This window comes from Anaeromyxobacter dehalogenans 2CP-1 (genome assembly GCF_000022145.1).
GTDB lineage: Bacteria > Myxococcota > Myxococcia > Myxococcales > Anaeromyxobacteraceae > Anaeromyxobacter > Anaeromyxobacter dehalogenans.
Genome location: NC_011891.1, coordinates 930,448 through 956,638 on the forward strand (window position 1 = coordinate 930,448; position 26,191 = coordinate 956,638).

Sequence of the window (26,191 nt, forward strand, 5' to 3'; positions counted from 1 at the left end):
GGGTGCGTCCGCCGCTCCCCCTCCTCCCGCACCAGGGAGCGGGAGGAGGGGGTCTTTCCTCTTCAGTCCCGGCCTCGGCCCCGGCGCAGCCGGTGGAGCCGCGTCACCTCGGCGGCGCGCGCCGCGTGCAGCGGGTCGGCGCGGTCGCGCGAGCGCGGGTGTGCCGGGCGCGCCTCGCGGACGTCCACCCCCTCGAGCCCGGCCGCGCGCGCCAGCCGCTCGACCTCGCCCGGCGGGCGGAGCCCGAGCCGCTCGGCCAGGTCGGAGAGGACGATCCACGCCTCGCCGCCGGGGGCGAGGTGCGCCGGGAGCCCGCGCACCAGCCGCTCGAGGAACGCGCCGCCCGGATCGTAGACCGCCCGCTCGAGCGGGCCGCGCGCCGGGCCCGGGATCCAGGGCGGGTTGCACACGATCACGTCCGCCAGGCCCTCCGGGAACAGGTCCGCCTCCACCACCTCGACCTGTCCGGCCAGCCCGAGCCGGGCCGCGTTCTCCCGGGCGCAGGCCACCGCGCGCGGCTCGAGGTCGGTGGCGATCACCCGGGCGCCCGCCCGGGCCAGCACCAGCGCGAGCACCCCGGTGCCGGTCCCGACGTCGAAGGCGCGCTTGCCGTCCAGCGGCCGCTCCTTGGCCGCGGCGCCGACCAGGTCCACGTACTCGCCCCGGATGGGTGCGTACACTCCGTGAAACGGGTGCACCCGCGCCCCGAGCGCCGGGACCTCCACCCCGCGCCGCCGCCACTCGTGCGCGGCGACCAGCCCGAGCAGCTCCCGCAGCGGCAGCAGCGCGGGCCCGTCCGGCGGCGGCCCCAGTCCCTCGGCGCAGGCCGCCGCCACGTCCGGCGCGCGCCGCAGGGCGATCCGCCACCCGGGCTCGACCGGCACGAGCAGCCGGGCCAGCACCTCGTGCTCGAGCCGCATCCGCTCCCGCTCCGCGCGGAAGGCCGCCCCCAGGCCTGCGCCCCTGGGCGCAGGGTGCTCGAGGCGCCGGCCCATGGCCGCGAGGAGCTGGCGGGCGTTGTGGTAGTCGCCGGCGTAGACCAGCCCCTCGCCGCGCCGCGCCCGGGCCAGCGCCTCGCCGGCGCGGGTGGCGTCGCCGGCCGGGCCGAGGCGGGCCGGCGGGGGCGCCGAGCCGGACGCCCAGCGCGCCCTGTGCTCCCCGGTGGCATCCCGCCACACCAGCTCCCGGGGCGGCGTCCCGGCGGTCGGTTCGGTGCGCGTCATCGGATCGCGTGCGGTTGAGCGGCCAGGCGGGGGGTGTCTGGATTAAGAAGAGCGCGCCATGTCATCGCCGCCGGAACCCCAGGCGCTGCCCAGCGCGCCCAGCCTCTCCTTCGCCGAAGACCTCTACTACGCGTGGCTCGCCGATCCCAGGTCGGTGGACGGATCCTGGCGCACGTATTTCGAGGGCTTGCCCGCCGCGCCGGGCGCCGCCCCCGCGCCCGCGTCCTTCCCCCGGCGCCGGCCGGATGGCGCCGCCGGCCCGCAGCCCTCGGCGGGCGCGGGCGGCGACGCGGCCTTCCAGGCGAAGGTGGACCGGCTGGTGCAGGCGTACCGGGAGTACGGGCACCTCCGCGCCAACCTCGACCCGCTCGGCCTGGTCCGCCCCGCCGAGCCGTTCGCGCTCGACGCGTTCGGCCTCGGGCCGGCGGACCTCGACCGGCCCTGCGCCGACGCGGACGGCCGCGGCGATCGCACGCTGCGCGACCTGGTGGCGAGGCTGGAGGAGACCTACTGCCGGACGCTGGGCGTCGAGCTCGCCCACATGCACGACCAGGACCTGCGCGGCTGGCTCGAGCAGCGGATGGAGCGCACCCGGAACCGGCTCTCGCTCGCGCCGGACGTGAAGAAGCTGCTGCTCCGCAAGATCGTCGAGGCGGAGAGCCTGGAGCAGTTCCTGGGGACGAAGTTCCTGGGCGCGAAGCGCTTCAGCGTGGAGGGCGCCGAGGGCTTCGTGGCGCTGCTCGAGTTCCTGGTCGACCGGGCCGTCGGCCACGGCGTCCGCAACGTGGTGATCGGCATGGCGCACCGCGGGCGCCTCAACGTGCTCGCGAACGTGGTCGGCAAGCCGCTGCGCCAGATCTTCGCCGAGTTCCGCGACAACGCCATCGTCAACGCGACCGGCGGCGACGTGAAGTACCACCTCGGCCACTCGACCGACCGCGAGACGCCGGACGGCGTGCTGGTGCACCTGTCGCTCGCGTTCAACCCGAGCCACCTGGAGTGGATCGACACGGTGGTGCAGGGGCGCGTGCGCGCCAAGCAGGACCGCTACCACGACTTCGAGCGCGTCCGCTCCCTGCCGGTGCTGGTGCACGGGGACGCGGCGTTCGCCGGCCAGGGCATCGTGGCCGAGGCGCTCAACATGTCGCAGCTCGAGGCCTACGGCGTGGGCGGCACCATCCACGTCATCGTGAACAACCAGGTGGGCTTCACCACCTCGCCCCGCGACGCGCGCTCCACCACCTACTGCACCGGCCCGGCCCGGATGCTCCAGATCCCCATCATCCACGTGAACGGGGAGGACCTGGAGGCGGTGGCGCAGGCGGTGCTGCTCGCCGCCGACTTCCGCCAGCGCTTCCACCGCGACGTGGTCATCGACCTGTGGGCCTACCGCCGCCACGGGCACAACGAGGGCGACGAGCCGTCGTTCACGCAGCCGGTGATGTACCGCGCCATCTCGAAGCGCCCCACGCTCCGGCAGCTCTACGCCGAGGCGCTGGAGCGCGAGGGCTCGGTCACGCGGGCCGAGGTGGACGCGATGGCGGCCGAGTACCGCGCCCGCCTCGACGCGGCCTACCAGGCGTCGGCGCAGATCGCGGTGCAGCCGGGCGCGCAGGAGGCGGGCGGCTTCTGGGCCGGCATCAAGGGCGGCGCGATCACCGGCCCGGAGCCGGAGACCGCGGTGGCCGAGGCGGTGCTCGCCCAGGCCGCGGCCGGGCTCACCCAGGTGCCGCAGGGCTTCCACGTGCACCCGAAGCTCGCGAAGGTCCTCGAGGCGCGCGCCGAGATGGGCCGGGGCGCGCGGCCGCTGGACTGGGCCACCGCCGAGGCGCTCGCGTTCGCCACGCTGGCGCTGGAGGGCCGCCGCGTGCGCCTGGTCGGCCAGGACAGCCGCCGCGGCACGTTCAGCCACCGCCACGCGGTGCTGTACGACCACCAGACCGGCACGCCCTACTCGCCGCTCGCGCACCTGCGCGAGGGGCAGGGCGCGGTGGAGATCCGCGACAGCCTCCTCTCCGAGGCCGCCGCGCTCGGCTACGAGTACGGCTACAGCCTGGAGATGCCGGACGCGCTGACGCTGTGGGAGGCGCAGTTCGGCGACTTCGTGAACGCGGCGCAGGTGATCATCGACCAGTTCCTCTCGTCGGGCGAGGCGAAGTGGAACCGGCTCTCCGGCCTCGCGCTGCTCCTGCCCCACGGCATGGAGGGGCAGGGGCCGGAGCACTCCTCGGCGCGGCTGGAGCGCTTCCTCGAGCTGTCGGTGGACGACAACTGGTACGTGGTGAACGTCACCACGCCCGCGCAGTACTTCCACGCGCTGCGACGCCAGGTGTACTCGCCCTGGCGCAAGCCGCTGGTGGTCATGTCGCCGAAGAGCCTGCTGCGGCACCCGAAGGCCGTGTCGCCGCTCGGCGAGCTCGCCGAGGCGCGCTTCCGCCCGGTGATCGCGGATCCCGTCGCAGACCCGAGCGAGATCACCCGCGTGGTGCTGTGCTCGGGCAAGCTCTACTTCGACCTCGCGGCCGCCCGCGAGGCGCAGGGCGCGCGGCACGTGGCGCTGATCCGGCTGGAGCAGCTCTACCCGCTGCACGCGGACGACATCCTCGACGCCATCGCCGCGTTCCAGCCCGGCGCCGAGATGGTCTGGGCGCAGGAGGAGCCGTCCAACATGGGCGCCTGGGACTACGTGGACCTGCACCTCTCGCCGCGGCTGCCGTCGCGGCTCGACCTCGTCTCCCGCCCGCCGTCGGCCAGCCCGGCGTCCGGCTCCGCCACGCGCCACAAGCTGGAGCAGCAGCAGCTCGTGGCCGAGGCGCTCGGGGACCCCGTCCCCCGCATCCACCGCACCGACACGCGCGCCGCCGCGCACGAGCACTGATCCACCCGGAAGAACACCATGTCCATCCAGCTCAAGGTCCCGAACATCGGCGAATCCGTGCAGACGGCCACCATCGGCACGTGGCTCAAGAAGGAGGGCGAGCCGGTCCAGGCCGACGAGCCCGTGGTGGAGGTGGAGAGCGAGAAGGCCACCGTGGCGGTCCCGGCGCCCGCCGCCGGCGTGCTGCGGAAGGTGCTCCGGCAGTCGGGCGAGACCGTCGCCATCGGCGAGGTGATCGCCGAGCTGGACGAGGGCGGCGCCGCCCAGGCCGCGGGGGCCTCGCCGTTCGGCTCCGGCCCGGTGCCCGGCGGCACCGTCCCCGCCGCCCGCGGCGACGGCGCCCCGGCGCCGGCCCCGGCTCCCGCCATCGCACCTGTCGCTTCCGCACCGGCCCGGGCCGCCGCCGCGGCGCCCGCGCCCGCCGCGCCGCCGGCGGCCCCGCCCGCGCCTGCCGCCGCCGCCGGGTTCCGAGCGTCGCCCTCGGCGCGCCGCAGGATGGCCGAGCTGGGCGTGACGGCCGGGCAGGTGGAGGCGATCGCCACCGGCGGCCAGATCCGCAGGGACGACGTGGCCCGCGCGCTCGAGGCGCGCCCGGCCGCCCCCGCACCCGCGGCCCCGGCCGTGGCTGGCCCGCGCGAGCGCGTGGTCGCGATGACCCCCCTGCGCCGCACCGTGGCGCGCCGGCTGGTCGAGGCGCAGCACACCGCGGCGCTGCTCACCACCTTCAACGAGGTGGACATGTCGCGCGTGCTCGCGCTCCGCGAGCAGCACGGCGAGGCGTTCCTGAAGCGCCACGGCGTGAAGCTCGGCTTCATGTCGTTCTTCGTGAAGGCGTCCATCGAGGCGCTGCGCGCCTACCCGGGCGTGAACGGCGAGATCCGCGGCGACAGCATCGTCTACAAGGACCACTACGACGTCGGCGTGGCGGTGGGCGGCGGCAAGGGCCTGGTGGTCCCGGTGATCCGCGACGCGGACGCGCTCTCCTTCGCCGAGGTCGAGGCGACCATCGGCGAGCTGGCGAAGAAGGCGAAGGAGAACCGCATCACCATGGAGGACCTCGCCGGCGGCACGTTCACCATCTCGAACGGCGGCATCTACGGTTCGATGCTCTCGACGCCCATCATCAACCCGCCGCAGTCGGGCATCCTCGGCCTGCACAAGATCCAGAAGCGCGCGGTGGTGGACGCCGACGACCAGGTGGTGGTCCGCCCGATGATGTACCTGGCGCTCTCGTACGATCACCGGCTGGTGGACGGCCGCGAGGCGGTCTCCTTCCTCGTGAAGGTGAAGGAGTGCATCGAGGATCCGGAGCGGATGCTGCTGGAGGTCTGACGCGGCGCGCCGGGCTTCACCCACCGTAGAGCCCGGCCTCCGGCGCGGGGCGGCCCTGGCCGACGAGGTCGAGCAGCGCGAGCGCGTCGCGCACGGCGTCGCCGCGCAGGTCGTTGTTGAAGTAGACCCACGCGGCGCGCCCGCGCGCCGACCAGCCGAGCAGGTCGCGCGCCACCGGCGCCAGGGCCTCGCGCCCGTAGCGGCCGTGGTACCTGCCGGTGGTGCCGTGGAAGCGCAGGTACCGCCAGCCGCCGGTCGGGCGCGGGGGTGGGCGCGGGAGGAGGTCGTGCTCGCAGAACGCGGCGCCGTGCGCGTCCAGCACCGCGCAGGCCTCGTCCACGTACCAGCGCGCGTCCCGCACCTCCAGCGCGTGCCGCCCGGGCGGCAGGCGCGAGAGGAAGCGGTCCAGGCGCTCCAGGTCCGGCTTCATGCCGGGCGGGAGCTGCCACAGGACCGGCCCGAGCTTCGGCCCGAGCGGCGCGAGCGGCACGAAGAAGCGGTCCAGGCCGCGCTCGGTGTCGAGCAGCCGCTTCATGTGCGTGAGGTAGCGCGAGCCCTTCACGGCGAAGCGGAACCGGGCCGGCACCACCGCCCGCCAGCGCGCCGCCGCCTCGGCGGTGGGGAGCCGGTAGAACGTGGCGTTCAGCTCGACCGTGTCGAACAGGGCGGCGTAGCGCGGGAGCCAGGCGCGGGCGGGGAGGTCGTCCGGGTAGAGCACGCCGCGCCAGTGGCGGTACTGGAAGCCGCTCGTCCCGACCCGGATCACCGCCGCCCCCCGCCCCGCGCCGGCTGGTCCACCGGCGCGGCGCCCACCGCGGCGAGGTGCGCGTCGCCGAGCGGCCGGGCGGCGCGCGCCCAGCCGGCCCACGGATCCGCGCCGAGCCGCGCCAGCCGCCGCGGGACGGTGCGCGCGTCCAGCCGCTCCGGCCGCAGCCGCGGGCCCAGCTCGTCCCAGGCCACCGGCACCGAGGCCGGCGCGCCCGGCCGCGCGCGCAGCGAGAACGCGGCCACCGAGGTGTTGGTCCGGTTGTTCCGCAGGTAGTCGAGGAGGATCTTCCGCTCGCGCCCGGCGCGCGCGAGCGCCACGGTGAACGCGCGCGGCTCGTGGCGCGCCACCGTGGCGGCGAGCCCGCGCGCGAACGCGAGGCAGTCCTCCCAGCGCCGGCGCGGCACCAGCGGCGTCACCACGTGCAGCCCCGCGCCGCCGGTGGTCTTCACGAACGCGGCGAGGCCCAGCGCCTCCAGCGCCGAGCGCAGCAGCCGCGCCGCGCGCACCACCTCGCGCCACGGGACCTCCGGCCCCGGGTCGAGGTCGAGCACGATCCGGTCCGGCTGCTCCAGCGCCTCCACGGTCGAGTTCCAGGTGTGCAGCTCGAGGACGTCCATCTGCACCAGCGCGAGCAGCGCGGCGCGGTCGTCGGCGATCAGGTACTCGCCCAGCTTGGTCTTCTCCTGGATGCGCACCCGCCGCACGGCGGGCGGCGCCCAGGTCTTCGAGTGCTTCATGAAGCGGCACTCGCCGGCGATGCCCTCCGGGCAGTGGAACAGGGTCAGCGGGCGGCCGCGCAGGTGCGGCACCATCGCGCCGGCCACCGCGTCGTAGTACCGGGCCACGTCGGCCTTGGTGAGCGCGGCCCGCCCGTCGCCCGGGAACACGGTGCGCTCCGGGTGCGAGAGCCGGACGCCGCCGATCACCACCTCGCCGGCTGCGCCCGCCGCCGCGCGGCGCCTGGCGCGACCCGCGGCCGCCGGCGCAGGCGCAGGCGCCGGTGGGACCGGCGGGGCCGGTGGCGCGCCGCCGGGGACCTCGCGCACCACGTCCGCGGCGCGCTTGTCCTCGCGCAGCCCCTGGAACGACGGATGCCGCACCTTCCCGTCGTCGGTCCACTCGGTGAACGCCACCTCGGCCACCAGCTCCGGCCGCACCCAGTGCGCGATCCGCCCGAGCGCGCCCGGCGGCCGGGGCGTGAACGGCGGGTCGGCGCGGCCCAGGCGATCGAGGCGCGCGCGCAGCGCCCGCGCCGACGCCTGCGTGAAGCCGGTGCCGACCTTCCCGGCGAAGCGCAGCGCGCCGCCCTCGTGGAAGCCCACCAGCAGCGCCCCGATGCCCTGGCGGCTGCCCTCGGGATCGGTGAACCCGCCGATCACCAGCTCCTGGCGGGCGAGGCACTTCGCCTTCGTCCAGGTGGTGTTCCGCCCGGGGCGGTACGGCGCGTCGGCGCGCTTCGAGACGATCCCCTCCAGGCCGAGGCGGCACGCCTCGCGGAGCACCTCGGCGCCCGGCGCCTCCACGTGCGGCGCGTACCGGAGCACGGCGCCGCGCGCGCCGAGGAGCCGGCGCAGCGCGTCCTTGCGCTCGAGCAGCGGCCGCCCGGACAGGTCCTCGCCGTCCAGCCAGAGCAGGTCGAACACGAAGTAGGCGAGCGAGCGGCGGCCCCCGGAGAACGCCTGCTGGAGCGCCTGGAAGCTGGTCCGGCCGCCGGGCAGCACCGCCGCCACCTCGCCGTCGAGGAGCGCGCTCCGCGCCGCCAGCGCCTCGGCGGCCTGCGCCACCTCGGGGAACTGCGCGGTCCAGTCGTTGCCCCGCCGGCTCCACAGCGTGGCGCGCCCGCCCTCCAGCGAACAGCCGATCCGGTAGCCGTCGTACTTCGTCTCGTGGACCCAGCCGTCCCCCGCCGGCGGGGTCGCGACGAGCGTCGCGAGCTGGGCGCGGTAGATCGGGACGGGCGCGCGGGCCACGCGGGAAAGCTCACCACCCCCGGCGTGGCGGGGCAAGCGGCGCCCCCGGCGGGCGCCGGCGGGGCAGGCCGGCATCCAGGGGCGCGCCGCCGCGGCGGAGCGTCAGCCGTCGACCGGGCTGAGGTAGGTGATGGCGATGAGCGCCAGCCCGAGCTGAGGCATGACCGGCTGGTCGAGGTCGGCCGCCTCGCCGCGCAGCCGCACGCCGGGCTGGGCCCGGGCCTCCTCCACGCGGCAGTCGATCAGGTTGCCGTTGAACCGGCAGACCTTGCCGCCGGGGTTGGGAAGGCCGGGGCCGGGCCGGAAGCGCAGGCGGATCTTGAGGTCGCCGAGGTTCCCGAGCACCGCCAGCTCCTTGCCCCAGCGGAGAAAGTGCAGGTCCGCGCCGGGAGCGGTCAGACGGCCGTCGGCCCCCGGCTTCAGGATGTAGTTGCGGCCGACCAGCGTGCCGGCCCAGGTGCCGTCCGGCCGCCGCGTCATGTTCACCCGCGGTCCCACCACGCGCCAGGCGTTGAACGAGGTGCTCTCTCCCCGGGTCTGGATCTCGCCGGTGGGCACGTACTCCTCCGGCGGCTCGCCGGGCGGCGTCGCGGAGAGCGAGAGCGGCTGGGTGGACGCGCCGGCGCAGGAGAGCGCGAGCGCGGCGGCGGCGGCTGCGACGGGTGGGCGCATGCCCCCGAGCTTACCTCGCCGGTTTCACTCCGCGGAAGCCCGCCCGCCGGATCGGCGGCGGCGTGGCGCAGCCGCCGCCGCGCGGACGTGCGCTACGGGTTCGGGTCGCGGACCTGGAGGTGCTCCGACGGCGCGCTGACGCCCTCGATGTACATGATCGAGAGCAGCGCCAGGCCGAGCTGCGGCATCACCGGCGCGTCCAGGTTCGCGGCCTCGCCGTGCAGCCGGATGCCGGGCATCTCGCGCGACTCCTTCTCGCGGCAGTCCACCAGGTTCCCGCGGAACTGGCACGTCTTGCCGCGCACCGTGGGGACCCCGGGGCCCGGGTGGAAGCGCACGCGCACGCGCAGGTCGCCGAGGTTCCCGAGCACGGCGAGCTCCTCGCCCCACCGCACGAAGTGCAGGTCCGCGCCCGGCGCGGTCAGGCTGCCGTCGGCGCCCGGCTTCAGGATGTAGTTGCGGCCGACCAGCGTCCCGGCCCAGCTCCCGTCGGCGCGGCGGCTCATCTGCACCCGCGGGCCCACCACCTGCCAGGCGTTGAACGAGGTGCTCTCGCCCCGGGTCAGCACCTCGCCGGTGGGCGCGTAGTCCGCCGGGATGGTGCCCGCGGGGAGCGGCGAGAGGGGGAGCGGCTTCGTGCCCATGCCCGCGCAGGAGAGCGCGAGGAGGGCGGCGGCGGGCAGGTAGGTGCGCATGCGGCGGAGCTTACCGCGGCGTTTTCACCGAGGGGAAGGGGCCCGCCCGGTCGGACCGGGCCCCTGGCCGCGAGCTCAGCGCCGCCGCGGGGCCGGCGGCGCGGCGGTCCGCGGGTCCTCGGGCCAGGCGTGGCGCGGGTAGCGCCGCGAGAGCTCGCGCCGGAGCGCCGGGTAGTGGCGATCCCAGAAGCCGGCCAGATCGGTGGTGACCTGCACGGCGCGCTGGTTCGGCGCGAGCAGGTGCAGGACCAGCGGGACGCGTCCCCCCGCCGCGGCGGGCCCCTGCGCGAGGCCGAAGAAGTCCTGCAGGCGGCTCTCGATCCAGGGCGGCTTGCCGGCCTCGTAGTGGATCCGGACGGTCCGCCCGCCCGGCAGCGTCACCCGCTCCGGCGCCAGCCGCTCCAGCGTCGCGCGCGCCCGCGGCTCGAGCCGGCCGAGCAGCGCGCCGGGGAGATCCGCCTCGCGCAGCTCCGCGAAGCTCCGCCGGCCGCGCGCCGCCTCGCGCAGCGCGGCGGCCAGCTCCGCCTCGCCCGGCGCGGCCAGGCCCGCCTCCGGCGCGTGCTCCGCCGCGAACGCCATCCGCGCCACCAGCGCGTCGAGCGCCCCCTCCGGCGCGAACGCCCGCGCCCCGCGCGCCAGCGCCTGCGCGGCGAGCGCGTCCGCGATCGCGTCGGGATCCGGCCGCGCCGCGCGCGCCTCCTCCAGCACGAGCTCGCGGTAGAGCAGCCGCTCCGCCACCTCGACGCGCTCGGCCTGGGCGTTCCACTGGACCGCCTCGTCGTAGCGGAGCGCCTCCGGGAACAGGTCGAGCAGCAGCTCCTGCGTCACCGCGCTGGCGAGCCGCACCCGCGCCTCGGCCGCCCGCGCGCCCGGCGCGCGCCGGTCGCCCCGCCGCGCCTCCGCGTCCACCGCCACGAGCAGCGGTGCCTCGCGCACCACGCTGGCCGGGTCGAGCCGGGCGCTCCCGCCGCCGACCAGCACCACCTCGTCCGAGCCCGGCGCGCGCCGGCGCGCCACGCGGTCCGGGTAGGCGGCCAGCGTGGCGCGCAGCAGCGCCGCCTCGCGGGCCGGCGCGTCGCCGGGGGCGGGCGCTGGGACGGCGCGCGGCAGCGACCGGGCCAGCCGCTGGAGCTGGCGGCGGCTCCGCTCCACCGCCTGCGCCGCGCCCGGGCTCACGCCCATGCGCCGCAGCCGGTCGGGATCGAAGCGCGCCCGGGCCGCCTCCTCGAACGCCTGCGCCAGCTCGAGGAGGTCGGACGGGCCGGTGGGCGGGAGCGCCGACCCCTCCAGCGCGCGGCGCTCGCGCAGGTCGCGCTCGCCGAGCAGCGCCGCGAGCAGGGCGCCGTCGTCCGGCACGCCGCGCGCGGCCGCCTCCACCAGCAGCCGCCCGAGCCGCGGGTGGAGCGGGAAGCGGAGCATGGCGCGGCCGGCCGCGGTGGGCGCGCCGGCGGCGTCCACCGCGCCGAGGTCCGCGAGCAGCGCGCGCGCCGCCTCGAGCGCGGGCGCGGGCGGCGGCTCCAGCCACTCGAGGTCCGCGGCCGCCCCGAGGCCGGCCAGCGCCAGCAGCGTCTCCGACAGGTCCTCGCGCAGGACCTCCGGGACCTCGAACTCCGGCCGGGCGTCGTGGTCGTGCCGCGTGTAGAGCCGCACCGCGCGCCCGGGCCGCGTGCGGCCGGCGCGCCCGGCCCGCTGCGCCGCCGACGCGCGGCTGATCTTCTTCACCTCCAGCGTGGGCAGGCCGGACCAGGGCGAGTGCGAGGCGATGCGGGCCAGGCCCGAGTCCACCACCGCCACCACGCCGTCGATGGTGATCGAGGTCTCGGCCACGTTGGTGGAGAGGATCACCTTCGGGCGCGGCCCGGGCCGGACGGCGCGATCCTGCTCGTCCGGCGGCAGGTCGCCGTGCAGCGGCAGCACGTCCACGCCGGCGGTCGCGGCCCAGGCGGCGAGCGCCTCGCGCGCGCGCCGGATCTCGGCCGCGCCGGGCAGGAACACGAGCACGTCCCCGTCGATCCCCTCGCGGTGCAGCCGTCGCACCGCCCGCGCCACCCGCTCCTCCAGCCGCAGGTCCGGCGCGGCCGCCTCCTCGGGCGAGAGGTGCTCCACCGCGACCTCGAAGCGCCGACCCTCGGAGCGGAGCGCCGGCGCGCCCAGGAACGCCGCCACCGGGCCAGCGTCGAGCGTCGCCGACATGGCCACCAGCTTCAGGTCGGGGCGGGAGGTGCGCTGCAGCCGCCGCAGGAACGCGAGCGCCAGGTCGCCCTGCAGGTGCCGCTCGTGCAGCTCGTCGAGGACCACCGCGCCCACGCCGGGGAGCGCGGGCTCGGAGAGGAGCCGCCGGGTGAGCAGCCCCTCGGTCACGTAGCGGATGCGGGTGCGGGGGCCGGCCACCTCGTCGAAGCGCACCTGGTAGCCGACCGTCTCGCCCGGCCGCTCGCCCAGCTCCTCTGCCACCCGCCGGGCGGCCATGCGGGCCGCGAGCCGGCGGGGCTCGAGCACCACCACCTCGCCCGCGCCGGCCAGCCCGGCCTCGTGCACCGCGCGCGGCACGCGGGTGGTCTTCCCCGCGCCGGGAGGCGCCTCGATCACGAGCGACGGCCCGGCGCGGAGCGCCGCGATCACCTCGGGGAGGAGCGGGTCGATGGGGAGCGGCTGCACCGGCCCCTTCTAACCCGGCGCGGGGAGGAGGAGAACCGTTCCGGGGGCGCAGGGGGCGCGCTTGACAGCTCCCGGCGCGGACCTACGTGGATGGGCGAGGGCGCGAGGCGGCGCACCGAGTTCCGAGCCCCGCCGCCGCACGCCCGGGCCATCCCGACCACCCCGTACCAGCGCGCGGCCGCGATCCGTCCGCGCGAGGAGGACACGACCATGCTGACCCTGCTCAGGAACACCGATCCCGGCTTCGCCGCGCTCTCTGCCGAGGTGAGCCGGCTCATGAACGACATCACCCAGCCGGGCGCCCGGGGCTACGGCCTGGCGCCCAGCGCGGACATCGTCGAGACCGAGGCCGGCTTCCAGGTGGTGCTCGATCTGCCGGGCCTCGACCCGGCGGCCATCAAGCTCGACATCGAGAACGACACGCTCACCGTGCAGGCCGACCGCAAGCAGCCCGCGCTCGCCGACGGCGCGAACCTGCACCGGAGCGAGCGCCGCTTCGGCACCTCTTCCGGGCGTTCACGCTCCCGAAGACGGTGGACGGCGCGCGCGTCGAGGCACGCTACGACGCCGGCGTCCTGGCCGTCACGCTGCCGAAGCGCGACGAGGCGAAGCCGCGGACCATCGCGGTCCAGGTGAAGTAGCGCCGCGTCATCTCGATCGGATGATGCACGAAGCCCCTGCCGTCGCGACGACGGCAGGGGCTTCCTTCTGACGGGGCGGCGCCCCGCCTCACGGAGCGGAGCTCCGCGGGGCCCCACCCTGCTCGCCGGGTCCCCTGCGCAGCCGCGGGCGGCTTCGCCGCGCGCGCGGCGGCGCCCCGGCGGCTCGCTTCGCTCGCGTGCGATCCACGGATCGCGAGCTGCGCTACGCCGGCTCGGGCACCGGCTTCGGCGCCGGGGCGGCGACCGTCAGCACCAGCTTCGCGCCCTCCGCGTCCACGTCCACGCGGACCGTGCCGCCGGCGGCGAGGTCGCCGAACAGGATCCGCTCGGCGAGCGGCTTCTTCAGCTCGTTCTGGATGAGCCGCGCCATGGGGCGGGCGCCCATCTTGCGGTCGAAGCCGTGCTCGGCGAGCCAGGCCCGGCCCTCGGCGGTCAGCTCGATGCGGACCTTCTTCTCCGCGAGCTGCCCCTCCAGCTCCTTCACCATCTTGTCCACCACCCGCAGGATCACCTCGGGGGCGAGCGAGTCGAACGCCACCCACGCGTCGAGCCGGTTGCGGAACTCGGGCGTGAAGGTGCGCTCGATGGCGTTGCGCGCGTTGCCCGGATCCGACTGGTCGGTCCCGAAGCCGACGCGGCGGGCGGCCAGCTCGTGCGCGCCGGCGTTAGTGGTCATCACCAGCACCACGTGGCGGAAGTCGGCCTTGCGCCCGTTGTTGTCGGTGAGCGTGGCGTGATCCATCACCTGGAGCAGCAGGTTGTAGATGTCCGGGTGGGCCTTCTCGATCTCGTCGAGCAGCAGCACCGCGTACGGCGTCTTGCGGATCGCGTCGGTGAGCAGGCCGCCCTGGTCGAAGCCCACGTAGCCCGGGGGCGCGCCGATGAGCCGGGAGACCGTGTGCTTCTCCTGGTACTCGGTCATGTCGAAGCGCAGGAACTCGACCCCGAGGATGCGGGCGAGCTGCTTCGCCAGCTCGGTCTTGCCCACTCCGGTGGGCCCGGAGAACAGGAAGCTGCCGATGGGCTTCTCGGGCGACGCCAGGCCCGAGCGCGAGAGCTTGATGGCGCTGGCGATGGCGTCGATGGCCTGGTCCTGCCCGTAGATGACCTTCCGCAGCTCGGGCACGAGGCTGCGGAGCTGCGCCTGGTCGTCCGCCGAGACGGTGCGCTCGGGGATCTTGGCGATCTTCGCGACCACCCGCTCCACGTCGCGGCCGGTGATGCGGCGGTGCCGCCGGGCCTCCGGGCGCATCCGGTCGCGCGCGCCGGCCTCGTCGAGCACGTCGATGGCTTTGTCCGGCAGCTGCCGGTCGTTGATGTGCTTCGCCGACAGCTCGGCGGCGGCCCGGAGCGCGCGCGGCGTGTACTCCACGCCGTGGTGCTCCTCGTAGACCTTCTTCAGGCCGCGCAGGATCTTGACCGTGTCCTCGACCGAGGGCTCGTGGACCTCGATCTTCTGGAAGCGGCGGGCGAGCGCGTGGTCGCGCTCGAACGTCTGCTTGTAGTCGTGGAACGTGGTCGAGCCGATGCAGCGCAGCTCGCCCGAGGCGAGCGCCGGCTTGAGGAGGTTCGACGCGTCCATCGAGGAGCCGGTGGTGGCGCCGGCGCCGACGATGGTGTGGATCTCGTCGATGAACAGGATGGCGTTGGGGGTCTTCTTCACCCCGGCGATGACGCCCTTCAGCCGCTGCTCGAACTCGCCGCGGAACTTGGTGCCGGCGAGCAGCGCGCCCATGTCGAGCGAGTAGATCGCCGCCTTCTCCAGGACCGCCGGGACCTGCTTCTCGTGGATGCGGAGCGCCAGGCCCTCGACGATGGCGGTCTTGCCCACGCCCGGCTCGCCCACGAACACCGGGTTGTTCTTGCGGCGGCGGCAGAGCACCTGGATGGTCCGCTCGATCTCGGCGTCGCGGCCGATGAGCGGGTCGATCTGACCCTGCGCGGCGCGCTCGACCAGGTTCACCGTGAACGTGCGGAACGGATCCTTCACCGGGCGCGGGGCGCCCTCGTCGCCGTCGCCCTCGCCCTCGGCGCCGCCCGGCGAGTCCTCGCCGTCCTTGCTCACGCCGTGGGAGATGTACTGGAGGATGTCGAGGCGGCGGACGCCCTGCTTCTCGAGCAGGTAGACCGCGTGCGAGCCGCGCTCGCGCGTGATGGCGACGAGCACGTCGCCGGCGTTCAGCTCGGTGCGGCCCGACCCCTGCACGTGCCAGGCGGCGCGCTGCAGCACCCGCTGGAACGCGGCGGTCTGCTCGGGATCCTGGCCGGCGGCCACCGACTCGAGCGTCCGGTCGAGGTACTCCTCCAGCTCGCGCTCGAGCAGCTTCAGGTCGGCGCCGCAGGCGAGCAGCACCTCGGACGCGACCTTGTCCTTGGTCATGGCGTGGAGCAGGTGCTCCAGCGTCACGTACTCGTGGCGCCGGCGGCGGGCCTCGCCCACCGCGGCCTGGAGGGTCTGCTGCAGCTCCTTGGACACCGTCACCATCGCTACTCCGGCTCGATCGTCACGAGCAGCGGGTATTCCGCCTCGCGCGCCAGGTCCATCGTCTTCCGCGCCTTCGTCTCGGCGATCTCGTAGGGATAGATACCGGCGACCCCCACCCCGTGCATGTGAACGTGGAGCATGATCCGGTGGGCGGACTCCGGGTCGTGGTTGAAGACCGTCATGAGGACGAAATCCACGAACTCCTGCGTCGTGTAATGGTCGTTGTGCAGCAGTACCCTGTACAGCGGCGGGCGCTTCGTCTCCCGCTCCGCGCGCGTCTTGGGGACGACGACCTCCGTATCGCCCCCGGGACGGGTTCGTTCAGCCATGGCCGTCCATTCTAATGCGTCCGGCGGACCCGGCGCGCACCCGCAGGCCCCCTGCGCGCGGACCCGGGGCTCCCCCGCAGGACCGAGCCGGCTGCTCGCCTTCTTCCCCGGCCTCGCCTAGAGGTGGGGAATGCACGCCTTCCTCCTCGCATGCCTCGTCGCGGCCGGCGCCGTGGCCGCCCCGCTCGACCTCGCCCCGGTCCCGGGCCGCCCCAACCTGCTCCAGCTCGGCGTCCCCGAGGTCCCCCCGGAGGTGTCCGCCCGCCTCGAGCAGTACGAGAACGCGCGCGCCGCGGTCCTCCGCGACGTGTCGCCGGACGGCCGGGCCATGCTGGTGACCACGCGGTTCGGCAGCACCGCCCAGCTCCACCTCGTGCTGGCGCCGCTGGGCATGCGCGAGCAGCTCACGTTCGGCGACGAGCCGGTGTCCGACGCCGCGTTCCTGCCGGGCCGGCCGGAGCGACTGCTCTACCTGCAGGACAAGGGCGGCGGCGAGTTCTTCCAGCTCTACGGCCTGGACCGGCGCACCGGCCGCTCGGAGCTGCTCACCGACGGCCGGAGCCGCCACTCGGACCTGGTGGTCTCGCCGGACGGCCGGCGCCTCGCGTACTCGGGGACGGGCCGCAACGGCAAGGACGCGGACGTGTACGTGGCCGAGGCCGACCGGCCCGGCGCCGCGCGGCGCGTGGTGGAGGCGGAGGGGAGCTGGTCGGCGCTCGACTTCTCGCGCGACGGGCGCCGGCTGCTGGTCCGCCGGTACCGCGCCGCCTCCGACGCCGACCTCGAGCTGGTGGACCTCGCGACCGGCGCGCGGACGCCGCTGCTCGCCGGCAAGGGCTCGGTGGGCGGGGCCGCGTTCTCCGCGGACGGGAGGTACGCGTACGCCATCACCGACCGCGGCGCCGGGCACGCGGCGCTGGTCCGCGTGGACCTCGCGCAGCCGGAGGCCGCGCCGCGTCCGGTCGCGCCCGGGGTGGCCTGGGACGTCGAGCAGGTGGTGGTGGCGCGCGACGGCACCGTGGCCTTCACCGCCGACGCGGACGGCGTCTCGCTGCTCCACGTGGTGGACCCGCGCACCGGCCGGCTGCGCGGCGTGGCGCTCCCGGGCCGGGGCGTCGCGACGCTCCGGTTCCCCTCCGGGCGGAGCGACCTCCTCGCGGTCGGGCTGGTGAGCGCCACCTCGCCCTGGGACGCCTGGACGGTCGAGCTCCGCGGCGGGAAGGCGGTGCGCTGGACGCGCTCGGAGGTGGGCGGGCTCGATCCGGCCGGGTTCGTGGAGCCGGAGCGGGTCCGCTACCCGAGCGCCGGCGGCGCGGAGGTGCCGGCGCTCCTGTACCGGCCGCGCGGCGGCGGACGGGTCCCGGTGGTCGTGAACTGGCATGGCGGCCCCGAGAGCCAGCACCGGCCGGCGTTCAGCCCCATGGTGCAGTTCCTGGTGGCGGAGCTGGGCGTGGCGGTGCTCCAGCCGAACGTGCGCGGCTCCGCCGGCTACGGGAAGGACTGGCTCGCGCTCGACGACGGGGTGCGCCGCGAGGAGGCGCTGAAGGACGTCCCGGCCACGTTCCAGTTCATCGCCTCGAGGCCCGACCTCGACGCCTCGCGCGCGGTGGTGTGGGGCGGCTCCTACGGCGGCTATATGGTGCTCGCGACGCTCACGCTGTTCCCGGGCCTGGCGAGCGCCGGCGTGGACGTGGTGGGCATCTCCTCGCTGCCGAGCTTCCTCGAGAGCACCCAGGCGTACCGGCGCGACCTGCGCCGCGCCGAGTACGGCGACGAGCGCGTGCCGGAGGTGCGCGCGGTCCAGGAGCGGATCTCGCCGCTGGGCCGGGCCGGGGCCATCCGCGTGCCGCTGCTCGTCATCCAGGGCGCGAACGACCCGCGCGTCCCGCGCTCCGAGGCCGAGCAGATCGTCCGGGCGGTCCGCGCGAACGGGCAGGAGGTCTGGTACCTCGTCGCGCTCGACGAGGGGCACGGCTTCAAGAAGAAGGAGAACCGCGACCACGCCGACGCGGTCACGGTGGCGTTCCTGCAGCGGATGCTGGCCGGCGCGCCCCCCGCCGCGCAGCAGCGCGGCGCCGCCTCGGCACGCTGAGGCCAACGTCCGGCGCGCCGACTAGCTCGGCGGGCCCGCTCCGCCGAGCTGCCACCGCCCGCGCAGCGTGGGCTGCTCCAGCGCGCGGGCGAGCCGGGCCAGGAACTCGGCGCGCGGGATCTCGCGCGCGCCGAAGCGGACCAGGTGCTCGGTGCGGACCTGGCAGTCCACCAGCTCGACGCCCGCCGACCGGAGCCACTCGACGGAGCGCACGAACGCGACCTTGGACGCGTCCGGCGCGTCGGCGAACATGGACTCGCCGAAGAACGCCGCGCCCAGCGAGACGCCGTACAGCCCGCCGGCGAGCGCGTCGCCCTCCCACGCCTCGAAGGAGTGGGCGACGCCCAGGCGGTGCAGGCGCACGTACGCGTCCACCATCTCGCCGGTGATCCAGGTGCCCTGCTGGCCGGGGCGGTCCCGCTCGGCGCAGCGGCGGATGACCCGCTCGAACGCCTCGTCGGCGCTGACGCGGTAGGCGCCGCGCCGCAGCGTCCGCTGCAGCGAGCGGGGCACGTGCAGCGCGGCGGGGTCGAGCACCAGCCGCGGATCCGGCGACCACCAGAGGATGGGGCTCTCCGCGTCGAACCAGGGGAAGATCCCCTCGGCATAGGCGGTGAGGAGCCGCTCCGGCTCGAGGTCGCCGCCCACCGCCAGCAGCCCGTCGGGCTCGGCGAGCGCGGGGTCCGGGAACGCGGGCTCGCGGGGCAGGCGGAAGATGGGCACGCCGGGATTGTAAGCGAGCCGCGGCCCCGCGTGCGCCGGGGCCGCGGCGCCGGCGCGCCGCGCGCCGTCAGAACCGGCCGGAGAACGCGACCGTGGGCGCCGTCCTGATCACCGGATCGCGCGCCGGGCTCCCAAGCCCGTCGAACGCCACCGGGCGGCGCACCTCGCTGTCCTCGCGCGCGTCCAGGGTGGCGTGGACCGCGCCGAACGCGGCGCCGACGATGATGCCGATCCCGGCCCCCATCGACAGGTCCCGCTCCCAGTGGTCCCAGTCGTTCACGAGCGCCACGCCGGTGCCGACCAGGAGTCCGCCCACGCCGCCGTACGCGGCGTCGGTGACGATGGTGGCGAGCGGATTCCGGCGCTCGCGGGTGTACCGGTCCACCACCACCGGGCTGCCGTACGCGGGCGGCGGGTTCACCACGGTGGTGCTGGGCGGCTGGTCGCCGGAGCCGGTCCCCTGCGGCGGGTTCACGACCACCTGCTGCGACGCCGCCCCGCCGGGCGTGTTGTTGCCCGAGGTCGCGGAAGAAGACGACGACGGGGCCGCGCCAGAGCTCGCCGAGGATGGCGCGGACGACGGCGCCGACGACGGCGCCGACGACGAGGGCGCCACCCCGGTCCCGCTCGCCGCCGGCGGCGGGGCGGGCTGCGCCTGCGCCGGTGGCGGGCTCGCCTGCTGCGGCGGTGGGTAGGCCGGCTGGGACGGTGGGTAGGTCTGCTGCGGCGGCGGCGGCGGGTAGTACGGCGGCGGCTGCTGCTGCGGCGCCTGCGCGCCGGCCGCGCCGGACGCCAGCACCGCGACGACGATCGCCGATCCCCTGTCGAGCCTCATACATCCCCCTCGGGCGCTCGGAGCGCCGCGTACCCCAAAGCTGGGGCCTGGCCCCGCCGAGGCGCAAACCGGAAGGGGCGGTCGGGGGAGGGCAACCTGAGCCGGGCGCCTCCCGGTCGGCGAGCGGAGCGCGCCGCCGGGGCGGCGCGTGCTTCAGGAGTGCAGCTCGACGAACTTCTTGATCGCCTGGCGCACGGACGCCTGCACCTTCGCCGGCACCTCGGGCATCGGCGCGGCCTTGCAGAGCGCCAGGGTGCGCTGGAGGGAGTCGCAGCGCGACTGGCACGCCGGGCAGCCTGCCAGGTGCTTCTCCATGTCGGCGCACACGTTCGCGCTGATCTCGCCCTCGAGGTGGCGGGAGAAGAGCTGGACGATGTCCGGGCAGGTGACGTCGGGACCGGACGGCGCGGCCGGTCGCGCCGCGGGCGCGGCCTCAGGCGCGGCCGCGGCCGGGGCCTCCGGGATCCCGAGGAGCGGCACCAGCGCCTCGCGCACGGCCACGCGGGCCCGGTGGAGCCGGCTCTTCACCGCCTCCACGCTCAGGCCCATCACCTCGGCGACCTCGGGGGCGGAGAGCCCCTCGACGTCCCGCAGCACCAGCACCTCGCGGTACATGGGGTCGAGGCGCCCGATGGCGGTCTCCAGGGCCTGCTCGATCTGGCGCCCGGCGAGCGACTCGTCCGGCGTGCGCCCGGGGTCCGCGACCTGCCGCGCCTCGGCCCCCGGCTCGCGCTGGTCGAGGGAGGTCTCCTCGGCCGGCGCGAACTTCGAGCGGCGGCGCTTCTTGATGCAGAAGCTCCGGGCGATCGTGTACATCCACGTCGAGACCGACGACGCGCCGCGGAAGTCCTTCACCGTGCGTGCGGCCGCGAGCAGCGTCTCCTGGAGGATGTCCTTCGCGTCCTCCGGATCCCGGCACATCTTCAGGCCGAAGCGGTAGACGCGCCGCTGGTGGCGCGTGAGCAGCTCGTCGAGCGCACGGCGGTCGCCGGTCCGGGCGCGGTCGATCAGGGTGGCGTCGCTGGTTTCCATGGTGTCTCCCGTCCTTCCTAGTCCACCCGCGATCCCCTCACAAGCGCGCGGTCGTCGCGGGTCCGGTCCGGCCTCCATTCACTGAGCGTGATGCGCACCCGGCGTGCTCGACCGGCGGGGGCGCCGGGCACCGAGGGCGGAGCGGGTTTAGGGGGCAGGCAAGCGACTCGCCCCTTCAGAGACCTTCCGCCAGTGGGTGGCGCCGAACAGTTTACGCCCCGGCGCGGGCCCCGGAACGTGGTGCAGCAGGACACGTCTGCCTCGGGGTGCGCGACCCACTCGATGAGCGCACTGTTCACGCCGAGATCCAACGCTCTCTTCCGCCTCGTCCTCGTCCTCCTGATCGCCGGCGCCGGCGGGACGGTCGCCGCGTTCATGGTGTACTGGCGCGTGCCGTACGGCACCGGCCAGCAGGAACAGGTGGCGCAGCCGGTCCAGTTCGACCACCGGCACCACGTCCAGGACGACCTGATCGACTGCCGGTACTGCCACAGCACGGTGGACCGCGCGGCGAGCGCGGGCATCCCCTCCACCGAGCTCTGCCTGAACTGCCACGCGCAGGTCTGGAACAAGAGCCCGCTGCTCGACGTGGTCCGCGCGAGCTGGTTCGCGAACGAGCCCATCCGCTGGATGCGCGTCCACAAGCTGCCGGACTTCGTCTACTTCAACCACTCCATCCACGTGAACAAGGGCGTCGGCTGCGTCGAGTGCCACGGCCGCGTGGACCAGATGGCCGCCATCGAGCAGGTGCAGCCGCTGACGATGGGCTGGTGCCTCGACTGCCACCGCAACCCGTATCCCCGCCTCCGCCCGCCGGAGGAGGTCACCAACATGGCCTGGAAGCCGGACGGTGACCCCGCCGCGATCGGGAGGGAGATCGCGAAGAAGTACGACGTCAAACCGCGCACGAGCTGCTACACATGCCATCGCTAGGGCTTCCCATCTACGGACAGAAGCAGGGTGCGGGTCTCGACGCGCGCCGCTGGCGCAGCGTCGAGGAGGCCGCCGAGGCCAGGGAGGTGCCGCCGGGCGAGTTCCCGGACGACGCCGCCGCGGTCCCGGAGGGCTTCACGCGCCGCGGGTTCCTCCAGGTGCTCGGCGCCTCGGTGGCGCTGGCGGGCCTGGAGGCCTGCAAGCCGCCGCGCGAGAACGTGGTCTCGTACGTACGGCCGCCGGCCGGCGTGACCCCGAGCCTCCCGAGCGCCTACGCCACCGTCGCGTCGCGCGGCGGGTACGCGGTGGGCGTGGTGGTCACCAGCCACGAGGGCCGGCCCACCAAGATCGAGGGCAACCGCGAGCACCCGTCGAGCCGCGGCGGGAGCGACGCCATGCTGCAGGCGTCGATCCTCGACCTCTACGACCCGCGCCGGCTGAAGGGCTTCACCCGCGCCGGCCGCCCGCTCGGGTTCGCCACGCTGCTGCGCGAGGTCTCGGCGCTGGCCCGGTCGCACGCGCAGGACGGCGGGGCGCGGCTGCGCTTCCTGGTCGAGCCGACCAGCTCGCCGGCGGTCGCCGACCTCCGCCGGCGGATCCTGGAGCGCTTCCCGCGCGCCCGCTTCGACGCGTGGGCGCCGGTGGGCGCCGACGCGGGGCGCGCCGGCGCGGCGATCGCGTTCGGCAAGCCGCTCGACGCCGCGGCCTCCCTCGCCGACGCGGACGTGATCCTCTCGCTCGAGTCGGACTTCCTCGCGCTCGAGGGCGACAGCCTGCGCCTGGCGCGCGAGTTCGGCGCGCGGCGCACCGCCGAGCGGATGAACCGGCTCTACGTGGCCGAGTCGGCCTACACCGTGACCGGCGGCGCCGCCGACCACCGCTTCCGGATGCGCTCCGCCGACGTGCTCGGGTTCGGGCGCGCGGTCGCCGCGGAGCTCGCCGCGAAGCACGGCCTCGCCCAGCTCGCGCCGCTCGGCGCGCCGGCCGGGGGCGAGCGCGCGAAGGCGGCCGCGGCGGTCGCGGCCGACCTGGCCCGGGCGCGGGGCCGCTCGGCGGTGCTCGCCGGCGACCGGCAGCCCGCGGCGGTGCACGCGCTCGCGGCGGCGCTGAACGGCGCGCTCGGCAACGCCGGCAAGACGGTCGCGTACCGCCCCACCGCGCTGCTCGATCCGGCCGCCGGGCCGGACCGGCTCCGCGCGCTCGCCGGCGAGCTCGAGGCGGGCAAGGTGGACGCGCTGGTGGTGACGGCCTGGAACCCGGCGCACACCGCGCCGGCCGACGTGCCGCTCCGCAAGCTGCTCCCGAAGGCGAAGGACACGATCGCGCTCGCGCTCCGCGAGGACGACACGGTCCGGCTCGCGACCTGGAAGATCGCGGCCACCCACCCGCTGGAGGCCTGGGGCGACCTGCGCGCCGCGGACGGCACCGCCTCCATCCAGCAGCCGCTCATCGCGCCGCTGCACGAGTCGCTGAGCGAGCTCGAGCTGCTCGCGGCGTTCCTCGACGAGGGGGACCACGGCACCTGGCGCATCGTGCGCGAGGGCTGGCGGCGCCGCGCCGGCGAGGCCGGGTTCGACGGCCGCTGGGACGGCTGGCTCGCCGCGGGCGTGGTCGCGGGCAGCGCGGTGCCGCCCGAGCCCGCGCAGGCGGACCTGGCCCGGGTCGCGGAGGCGGTGCGCGCGGTGGCCGCGCCGGGCGCCTCGCTCGAGCTCGGCTTCGCCGCCGACTACAAGGTGCTCGACGGGCGCTTCCTCGAGAACGCCTGGCTGCAGGAGTACCCGCACCCGATCACCAAGCTGACCTGGGACAACGCGGCGCAGCTCTCGGCCGCGACCGCGAAGCAGCTCGGCGTCGAGTCGGGTGACCTCGTCGAGCTGTCGTGGCGGGGCCGCACGCTCACCGCGCCGGCTCTGGTGGTCCCGGGCCACGCCGACGGCTCGGTGCTGCTCACGCTCGGCTACGGGCAGGCGCTGTCCGGGCCGGTGGGGAAGGGCGTGGGCCACGACGCCTACGCGCTCCGCACCTCCGACGCGCCCTGGTTCGGCGCCGGCGTGGAGGTCCGCAAGACCGGGAAGCGGCACCCGCTCGCGACGACGCAGGAGCACTTCTCGATGCAGGGCCGGGCCATCGCGCTCGCGCTCGACGCGCCGGAGCTCGCCCACGCGAAGCACGAGCTGGACGAGCACCGCGGCCCGCAGGCCACCATCCACGAGCCGGTGGACTACTCGAAGAACGAGTACCGCTGGGGCATGGCCATCGACCTCTCGCGCTGCATCGGCTGCGGCGCGTGCACGGTCGCCTGCCAGGCCGAGAACAACATCCCGGTGGTCGGCAAGGAGCAGGTGCTCCGCAGCCGCGAGATGCACTGGCTGCGGGTGGACCGCTACTTCGAGGGCCCGGTCGAGGATCCCGCCTCCGTCTCCCAGCCGCTCGCGTGCGTGCACTGCGAGGCGGCGCCCTGCGAGTACGTGTGCCCGGTGAACGCCACCGTGCACTCGGAGGAGGGCCTGAACGAGATGGTCTACAACCGGTGCGTCGGGACCCGGTACTGCTCCAACAACTGCCCGTACAAGGTGCGCCGCTTCAACTGGCTCGACTGGCACGGGACGCTCGAGCCGACCGAGAAGATGGTGCACAACCCCGACGTCACGGTCCGCGCGCGCGGCGTGATGGAGAAGTGCACCTACTGCACGCAGCGCATCGAGCACGCGCGCATCGACGCGCGCTCGAGCGGCCGGAAGATCGGCGGCGACGAGGTGGTCTCCGCCTGCCAGCAGGCCTGCCCCACCGAGGCGATCGTCTTCGGCAACCTGAACGACCCCGGCTCGGCCGTGTCGAAGCGGCACGCGGACGCCCGCCGCTACGACCTGCTGCACGAGCTCGGCACCCGGCCGCGCACCGCCTACCTCGTCAAGCTCCGCAACCCGAACCCCGACCTCGCATGACCACCGCGACCAAGACGATCGAGCGCGTCGATCCGCTCGAGACCTCGCCCGTGCTGGTCGGCCGCCCCGACGACCGGGCGCTGACCGAGAGCCTGCTCGAGCCGGTGCTGGGGCCCACGAAGAAGGGCTGGCTGGTGATGCTCGTCCTGTTCGGCGGCGGGATGGCCTTCTGGCTCCTGTCGCTCTACATGACCCTGTTCGTCGGCATCGGGGTGTGGGGCAACAACATCCCGGTCGCCTGGGCCTACGACATCACCAACTTCGTCTGGTGGATCGGCATCGGCCACGCCGGCACGCTGATCAGCGCGATCCTGCTGCTGTTCCAGCAGAAGTGGCGCACCTCCATCAACCGCTTCGCGGAGGCGATGACGCTGTTCGCGGTGGCGATGGCCGGCGCGTACCCGGTCATCCACCTCGGGCGCCCCTGGCTGTTCTGGTGGCTCATCCCGTACCCCGCCACCACCCAGATCTGGCCGAACTTCAAGAGCGCGCTCCCCTGGGACGTGTTCGCGATCTCGACCTACGCGACCGTCTCCTTCCTGTTCTGGTACCTCGGGCTCATCCCCGACCTCGCCACCCTGCGCGACGCGGCGAAGACCCGGGCGCAGCGCGTCGTCTACGGGATCATGTCCTTCGGCTGGCGGGGCTCGGCGCGGCACTGGCAGCACTGGCGCATCGGCTACCTGCTCATGGCCGGCCTGTCCACGCCGCTGGTGGTGTCGGTGCACACCATCGTGTCGTTCGACTTCGCCATCTCGCAGCTGCCGGGCTGGCACACCACCATCTTCCCGCCGTACTTCGTGGCCGGCGCCATCTTCAGCGGCTTCGCGATGGTGATGACGCTGATGATCCCGGCGCGGAAGGTGTTCAAGTTCGAGCACGTCGTCACCGCGCGCCACCTCGACAACATGGCGAAGGTGATCCTCGCGACCGGCCTGATGGTCACCTACGGCTACGTGATGGAGTGGTTCATCGCGTGGTACTCGGGCAACGACGCCGAGTGGTTCGCCTTCTACAACCGCGTCGTCGGCGACTACAAGCTGGTGTACGCGATGCAGATCTTCTGCAACGTGGTGGCGCCCCAGGTGTTCTGGGTGCCGGCGCTGCGGCGGAACGTGATGGTGCTGTTCCTCGTCTCCGTGCTGGTGAACTTCGGCATGTGGGCGGAGCGCTTCGTCATCATCGCGGTGACGCTCACCCGCGACTTCGTCCCCGGCTCCTGGGCGAACTACACGCCGACGTGGGTCGACTGGGGCCTGCTGTTCGGGTCGATCTCCACCTTCTCCGTCCTGTTCCTCCTGTTCCTGCGCTTCCTGCCGGCCATCCCCATCTCCGAGGTGAAGGAGCTCCGCCGCGAGCTGGAGCACCAGGATCACCACGCCGCGCAGGGCGGGCAGGCCGTGGCGCAGGGCGCGCACGCGGAGCGGGCATGAAGACGTACGTCCTGGGAGAGTTCGGCGCGGAGGCCGCGCTCCTCGACGCGGCGCGCACGCTGCGCGCGCGCGGCGGGGCCACCCTCGACCTCCACTCACCGTACCCGCTGCACGGCGCCGAGGAGGCGCTGGGCCTTCGCAGGTCCACCGTGCCGCTCGTGGCGCTGGTGGCCGGGATCACCGGCGCCGTCTCCGGGTACCTGCTGCAGTGGTACACGGTCGGCTACGACTGGCCGCTCAACGTGGGCAACCGGCCGCCGCACAGCGCGCCGGCGTTCATCCCGGTCACGTTCGAGCTCGGCGTGCTGTTCTCCGCGCTGAGCATCTTCGTCGGCCTGCTCGCCGTCTACTTCGGCTTCCCGCGCGTCCACCACCCGGTGTTCGAGGTGGAGGCGTTCCGCTCCGCCAGCATCGACGGCCTGTGGCTCTCGGCCGAGGTGGAGGCCGGCGACGCCGACGCGGTCGCGGCGGAGCTGCGCCGGCTCGGCGCGCGCCTGGTCTCGGTCGTCCCGGAGGGGAAGTGAG

At 75.1% G+C, this 26,191-nt stretch carries 18 protein-coding genes and 1 pseudogene; 8 read left to right on the plus strand and 11 right to left on the minus strand.

Annotation, left to right across the window (positions count from 1 at the left end):
- Positions 1 to 62: 62 nt before the first annotated feature.
- A complete protein-coding gene (locus A2CP1_RS04130; protein WP_012632200.1) occupies positions 63 to 1,223 on the minus strand; it encodes a N5-glutamine methyltransferase family protein in 1,161 nt (386 codons plus the stop codon).
- A gap of 58 nt (positions 1,224 to 1,281) precedes the next feature.
- Between A2CP1_RS04130 and A2CP1_RS04135 the strand changes: the two genes are divergently transcribed.
- A complete protein-coding gene (locus tag A2CP1_RS04135; protein ID WP_012632201.1) occupies positions 1,282 to 4,101 on the plus strand; it encodes a 2-oxoglutarate dehydrogenase E1 component in 2,820 nt (939 codons plus the stop codon).
- Between the two features lie 18 nt (positions 4,102 to 4,119).
- Complete coding sequence (gene odhB, locus A2CP1_RS04140; protein ID WP_012632202.1) at positions 4,120 to 5,433, plus strand: 2-oxoglutarate dehydrogenase complex dihydrolipoyllysine-residue succinyltransferase; 1,314 nt, start codon at positions 4,120 to 4,122, stop codon at positions 5,431 to 5,433.
- 16 nt (positions 5,434 to 5,449) lie between these two features.
- On the opposite strand, the gene A2CP1_RS04145 is transcribed toward odhB, so the two are convergent.
- The 5 genes from A2CP1_RS04145 to hrpB form a co-directional block, all read right to left on the minus strand.
- On the minus strand, positions 5,450 to 6,199 hold the full coding sequence (locus A2CP1_RS04145; protein WP_012632203.1) for a DUF72 domain-containing protein: 750 nt from the start codon (positions 6,197 to 6,199) through the stop codon (positions 5,450 to 5,452).
- Entirely contained in the window at positions 6,196 to 8,172 is a 1,977-nt protein-coding gene (gene ligD / locus A2CP1_RS04150; RefSeq protein ID WP_168165111.1) for a DNA ligase D, read from the minus strand. Before ligD ends, A2CP1_RS04145 begins: the two co-directional genes overlap by 4 nt.
- 102 nt (positions 8,173 to 8,274) lie before the next feature.
- A complete protein-coding gene (locus tag A2CP1_RS04155) occupies positions 8,275 to 8,844 on the minus strand; it encodes a hypothetical protein (RefSeq protein WP_012632205.1) in 570 nt (189 codons plus the stop codon).
- Between the two features lie 92 nt (positions 8,845 to 8,936).
- Positions 8,937 to 9,539: a hypothetical protein gene (locus tag A2CP1_RS04160; RefSeq protein WP_012632206.1), complete on the minus strand. Its 603-nt coding sequence runs from the start codon at positions 9,537 to 9,539 to the stop codon at positions 8,937 to 8,939.
- 75 nt (positions 9,540 to 9,614) lie between these two features.
- Positions 9,615 to 12,197 (minus strand): ATP-dependent helicase HrpB, encoded by a 2,583-nt coding sequence (gene hrpB, locus A2CP1_RS04165; RefSeq protein WP_012632207.1) that lies wholly within the window; start codon positions 12,195 to 12,197, stop codon positions 9,615 to 9,617.
- A gap of 276 nt (positions 12,198 to 12,473) precedes the next feature.
- Between hrpB and A2CP1_RS04170 the strand changes: the two are divergent.
- A pseudogene (locus tag A2CP1_RS04170) lies at positions 12,474 to 12,838 on the plus strand (Hsp20/alpha crystallin family protein).
- Between the two features lie 223 nt (positions 12,839 to 13,061).
- On the opposite strand, the gene clpA reads toward A2CP1_RS04170, so the two are convergent.
- The gene (clpA, locus tag A2CP1_RS04175; RefSeq protein ID WP_012632209.1) at positions 13,062 to 15,344 is read right to left on the minus strand and encodes an ATP-dependent Clp protease ATP-binding subunit ClpA; all 2,283 of its coding nucleotides are present in this window, start codon (positions 15,342 to 15,344) and stop codon (positions 13,062 to 13,064) included.
- Between the two features lie 2 nt (positions 15,345 to 15,346).
- Positions 15,347 to 15,673, minus strand: coding sequence for an ATP-dependent Clp protease adaptor ClpS (locus A2CP1_RS04180; protein WP_012524901.1), 327 nt, complete (start codon positions 15,671 to 15,673; stop codon positions 15,347 to 15,349).
- Positions 15,674 to 15,803: 130 nt separating this feature from the next.
- Here A2CP1_RS04180 and A2CP1_RS04185 point away from each other — a divergent pair, with 130 nt between their 5' ends.
- Entirely contained in the window at positions 15,804 to 17,765 is a 1,962-nt protein-coding gene (locus A2CP1_RS04185) for a S9 family peptidase (RefSeq protein WP_012632210.1), read from the plus strand.
- A 21-nt stretch (positions 17,766 to 17,786) separates the two neighbouring features.
- Here A2CP1_RS04185 and aat read toward each other — a convergent pair whose 3' ends face one another.
- The 3 genes from aat to A2CP1_RS04200 all read right to left on the minus strand — a co-directional run bounded on the left by aat (position 17,787) and on the right by A2CP1_RS04200 (position 20,355).
- Entirely contained in the window at positions 17,787 to 18,488 is a 702-nt protein-coding gene (aat, locus tag A2CP1_RS04190) for a leucyl/phenylalanyl-tRNA--protein transferase (RefSeq protein ID WP_012524903.1), read from the minus strand.
- 67 nt (positions 18,489 to 18,555) lie between these two features.
- Positions 18,556 to 19,323, minus strand: a complete 768-nt coding sequence (locus A2CP1_RS04195; RefSeq protein WP_012632211.1) for a hypothetical protein — start codon at positions 19,321 to 19,323, stop codon at positions 18,556 to 18,558.
- A gap of 153 nt (positions 19,324 to 19,476) precedes the next feature.
- Positions 19,477 to 20,355 (minus strand): sigma-70 family RNA polymerase sigma factor, encoded by an 879-nt coding sequence (locus A2CP1_RS04200; RefSeq protein WP_012632212.1) that lies wholly within the window; start codon positions 20,353 to 20,355, stop codon positions 19,477 to 19,479.
- Between the two features lie 282 nt (positions 20,356 to 20,637).
- Here A2CP1_RS04200 and A2CP1_RS04205 point away from each other — a divergent pair, with 282 nt between their 5' ends.
- From A2CP1_RS04205 to A2CP1_RS04220, 4 genes are read left to right on the plus strand one after another with little or no spacing between them, the layout of a single operon-like run.
- Entirely contained in the window at positions 20,638 to 21,288 is a 651-nt protein-coding gene (locus tag A2CP1_RS04205; RefSeq protein ID WP_012524906.1) for a cytochrome c3 family protein, read from the plus strand.
- Complete coding sequence (locus A2CP1_RS04210) at positions 21,276 to 24,233, plus strand: Fe-S-cluster-containing hydrogenase (RefSeq protein WP_012632213.1); 2,958 nt, start codon at positions 21,276 to 21,278, stop codon at positions 24,231 to 24,233. The genes A2CP1_RS04205 and A2CP1_RS04210 overlap by 13 nt, the downstream gene beginning before the upstream one ends.
- On the plus strand, positions 24,230 to 25,666 hold the full coding sequence (gene nrfD / locus A2CP1_RS04215) for an NrfD/PsrC family molybdoenzyme membrane anchor subunit (protein ID WP_012524908.1): 1,437 nt from the start codon (positions 24,230 to 24,232) through the stop codon (positions 25,664 to 25,666). The genes A2CP1_RS04210 and nrfD overlap by 4 nt, the downstream gene beginning before the upstream one ends.
- Positions 25,663 to 26,190, plus strand: coding sequence for a DUF3341 domain-containing protein (locus A2CP1_RS04220; RefSeq protein ID WP_012632214.1), 528 nt, complete (start codon positions 25,663 to 25,665; stop codon positions 26,188 to 26,190). Before nrfD ends, A2CP1_RS04220 begins: the two co-directional genes overlap by 4 nt.
- Position 26,191: the final 1 nt, after the last annotated feature.

Bases quoted from the DNA above. Each gene is read 5' to 3' on its own strand.
- clpA (WP_012632209.1), bottom strand. From the start codon at position 15,344: ATGGTGACGGTGTCCAAGGAGCTGCAGCAGACCCTCCAGGCCGCGGTG.
- A2CP1_RS04180 (WP_012524901.1), bottom strand. From the start codon at position 15,673: ATGGCTGAACGAACCCGTCCCGGGGGCGATACGGAGGTCGTCGTCCCC.
- odhB (WP_012632202.1), top strand. From the start codon at position 4,120: ATGTCCATCCAGCTCAAGGTCCCGAACATCGGCGAATCCGTGCAGACG.
- A2CP1_RS04205 (WP_012524906.1), top strand. From the start codon at position 20,638: ATGAGCGCACTGTTCACGCCGAGATCCAACGCTCTCTTCCGCCTCGTC.
- A2CP1_RS04185 (WP_012632210.1), top strand. From the start codon at position 15,804: ATGCACGCCTTCCTCCTCGCATGCCTCGTCGCGGCCGGCGCCGTGGCC.
- A2CP1_RS04195 (WP_012632211.1), bottom strand. From the start codon at position 19,323: ATGAGGCTCGACAGGGGATCGGCGATCGTCGTCGCGGTGCTGGCGTCC.
- A2CP1_RS04130 (WP_012632200.1), bottom strand. From the start codon at position 1,223: ATGACGCGCACCGAACCGACCGCCGGGACGCCGCCCCGGGAGCTGGTG.
- A2CP1_RS04200 (WP_012632212.1), bottom strand. From the start codon at position 20,355: ATGGAAACCAGCGACGCCACCCTGATCGACCGCGCCCGGACCGGCGAC.
- A2CP1_RS04210 (WP_012632213.1), top strand. From the start codon at position 21,276: ATGCCATCGCTAGGGCTTCCCATCTACGGACAGAAGCAGGGTGCGGGT.
- A2CP1_RS04220 (WP_012632214.1), top strand. From the start codon at position 25,663: ATGAAGACGTACGTCCTGGGAGAGTTCGGCGCGGAGGCCGCGCTCCTC.
- A2CP1_RS04155 (WP_012632205.1), bottom strand. From the start codon at position 8,844: ATGCGCCCACCCGTCGCAGCCGCCGCCGCCGCGCTCGCGCTCTCCTGC.
- nrfD (WP_012524908.1), top strand. From the start codon at position 24,230: ATGACCACCGCGACCAAGACGATCGAGCGCGTCGATCCGCTCGAGACC.
- A2CP1_RS04135 (WP_012632201.1), top strand. From the start codon at position 1,282: ATGTCATCGCCGCCGGAACCCCAGGCGCTGCCCAGCGCGCCCAGCCTC.
- A2CP1_RS04160 (WP_012632206.1), bottom strand. From the start codon at position 9,539: ATGCGCACCTACCTGCCCGCCGCCGCCCTCCTCGCGCTCTCCTGCGCG.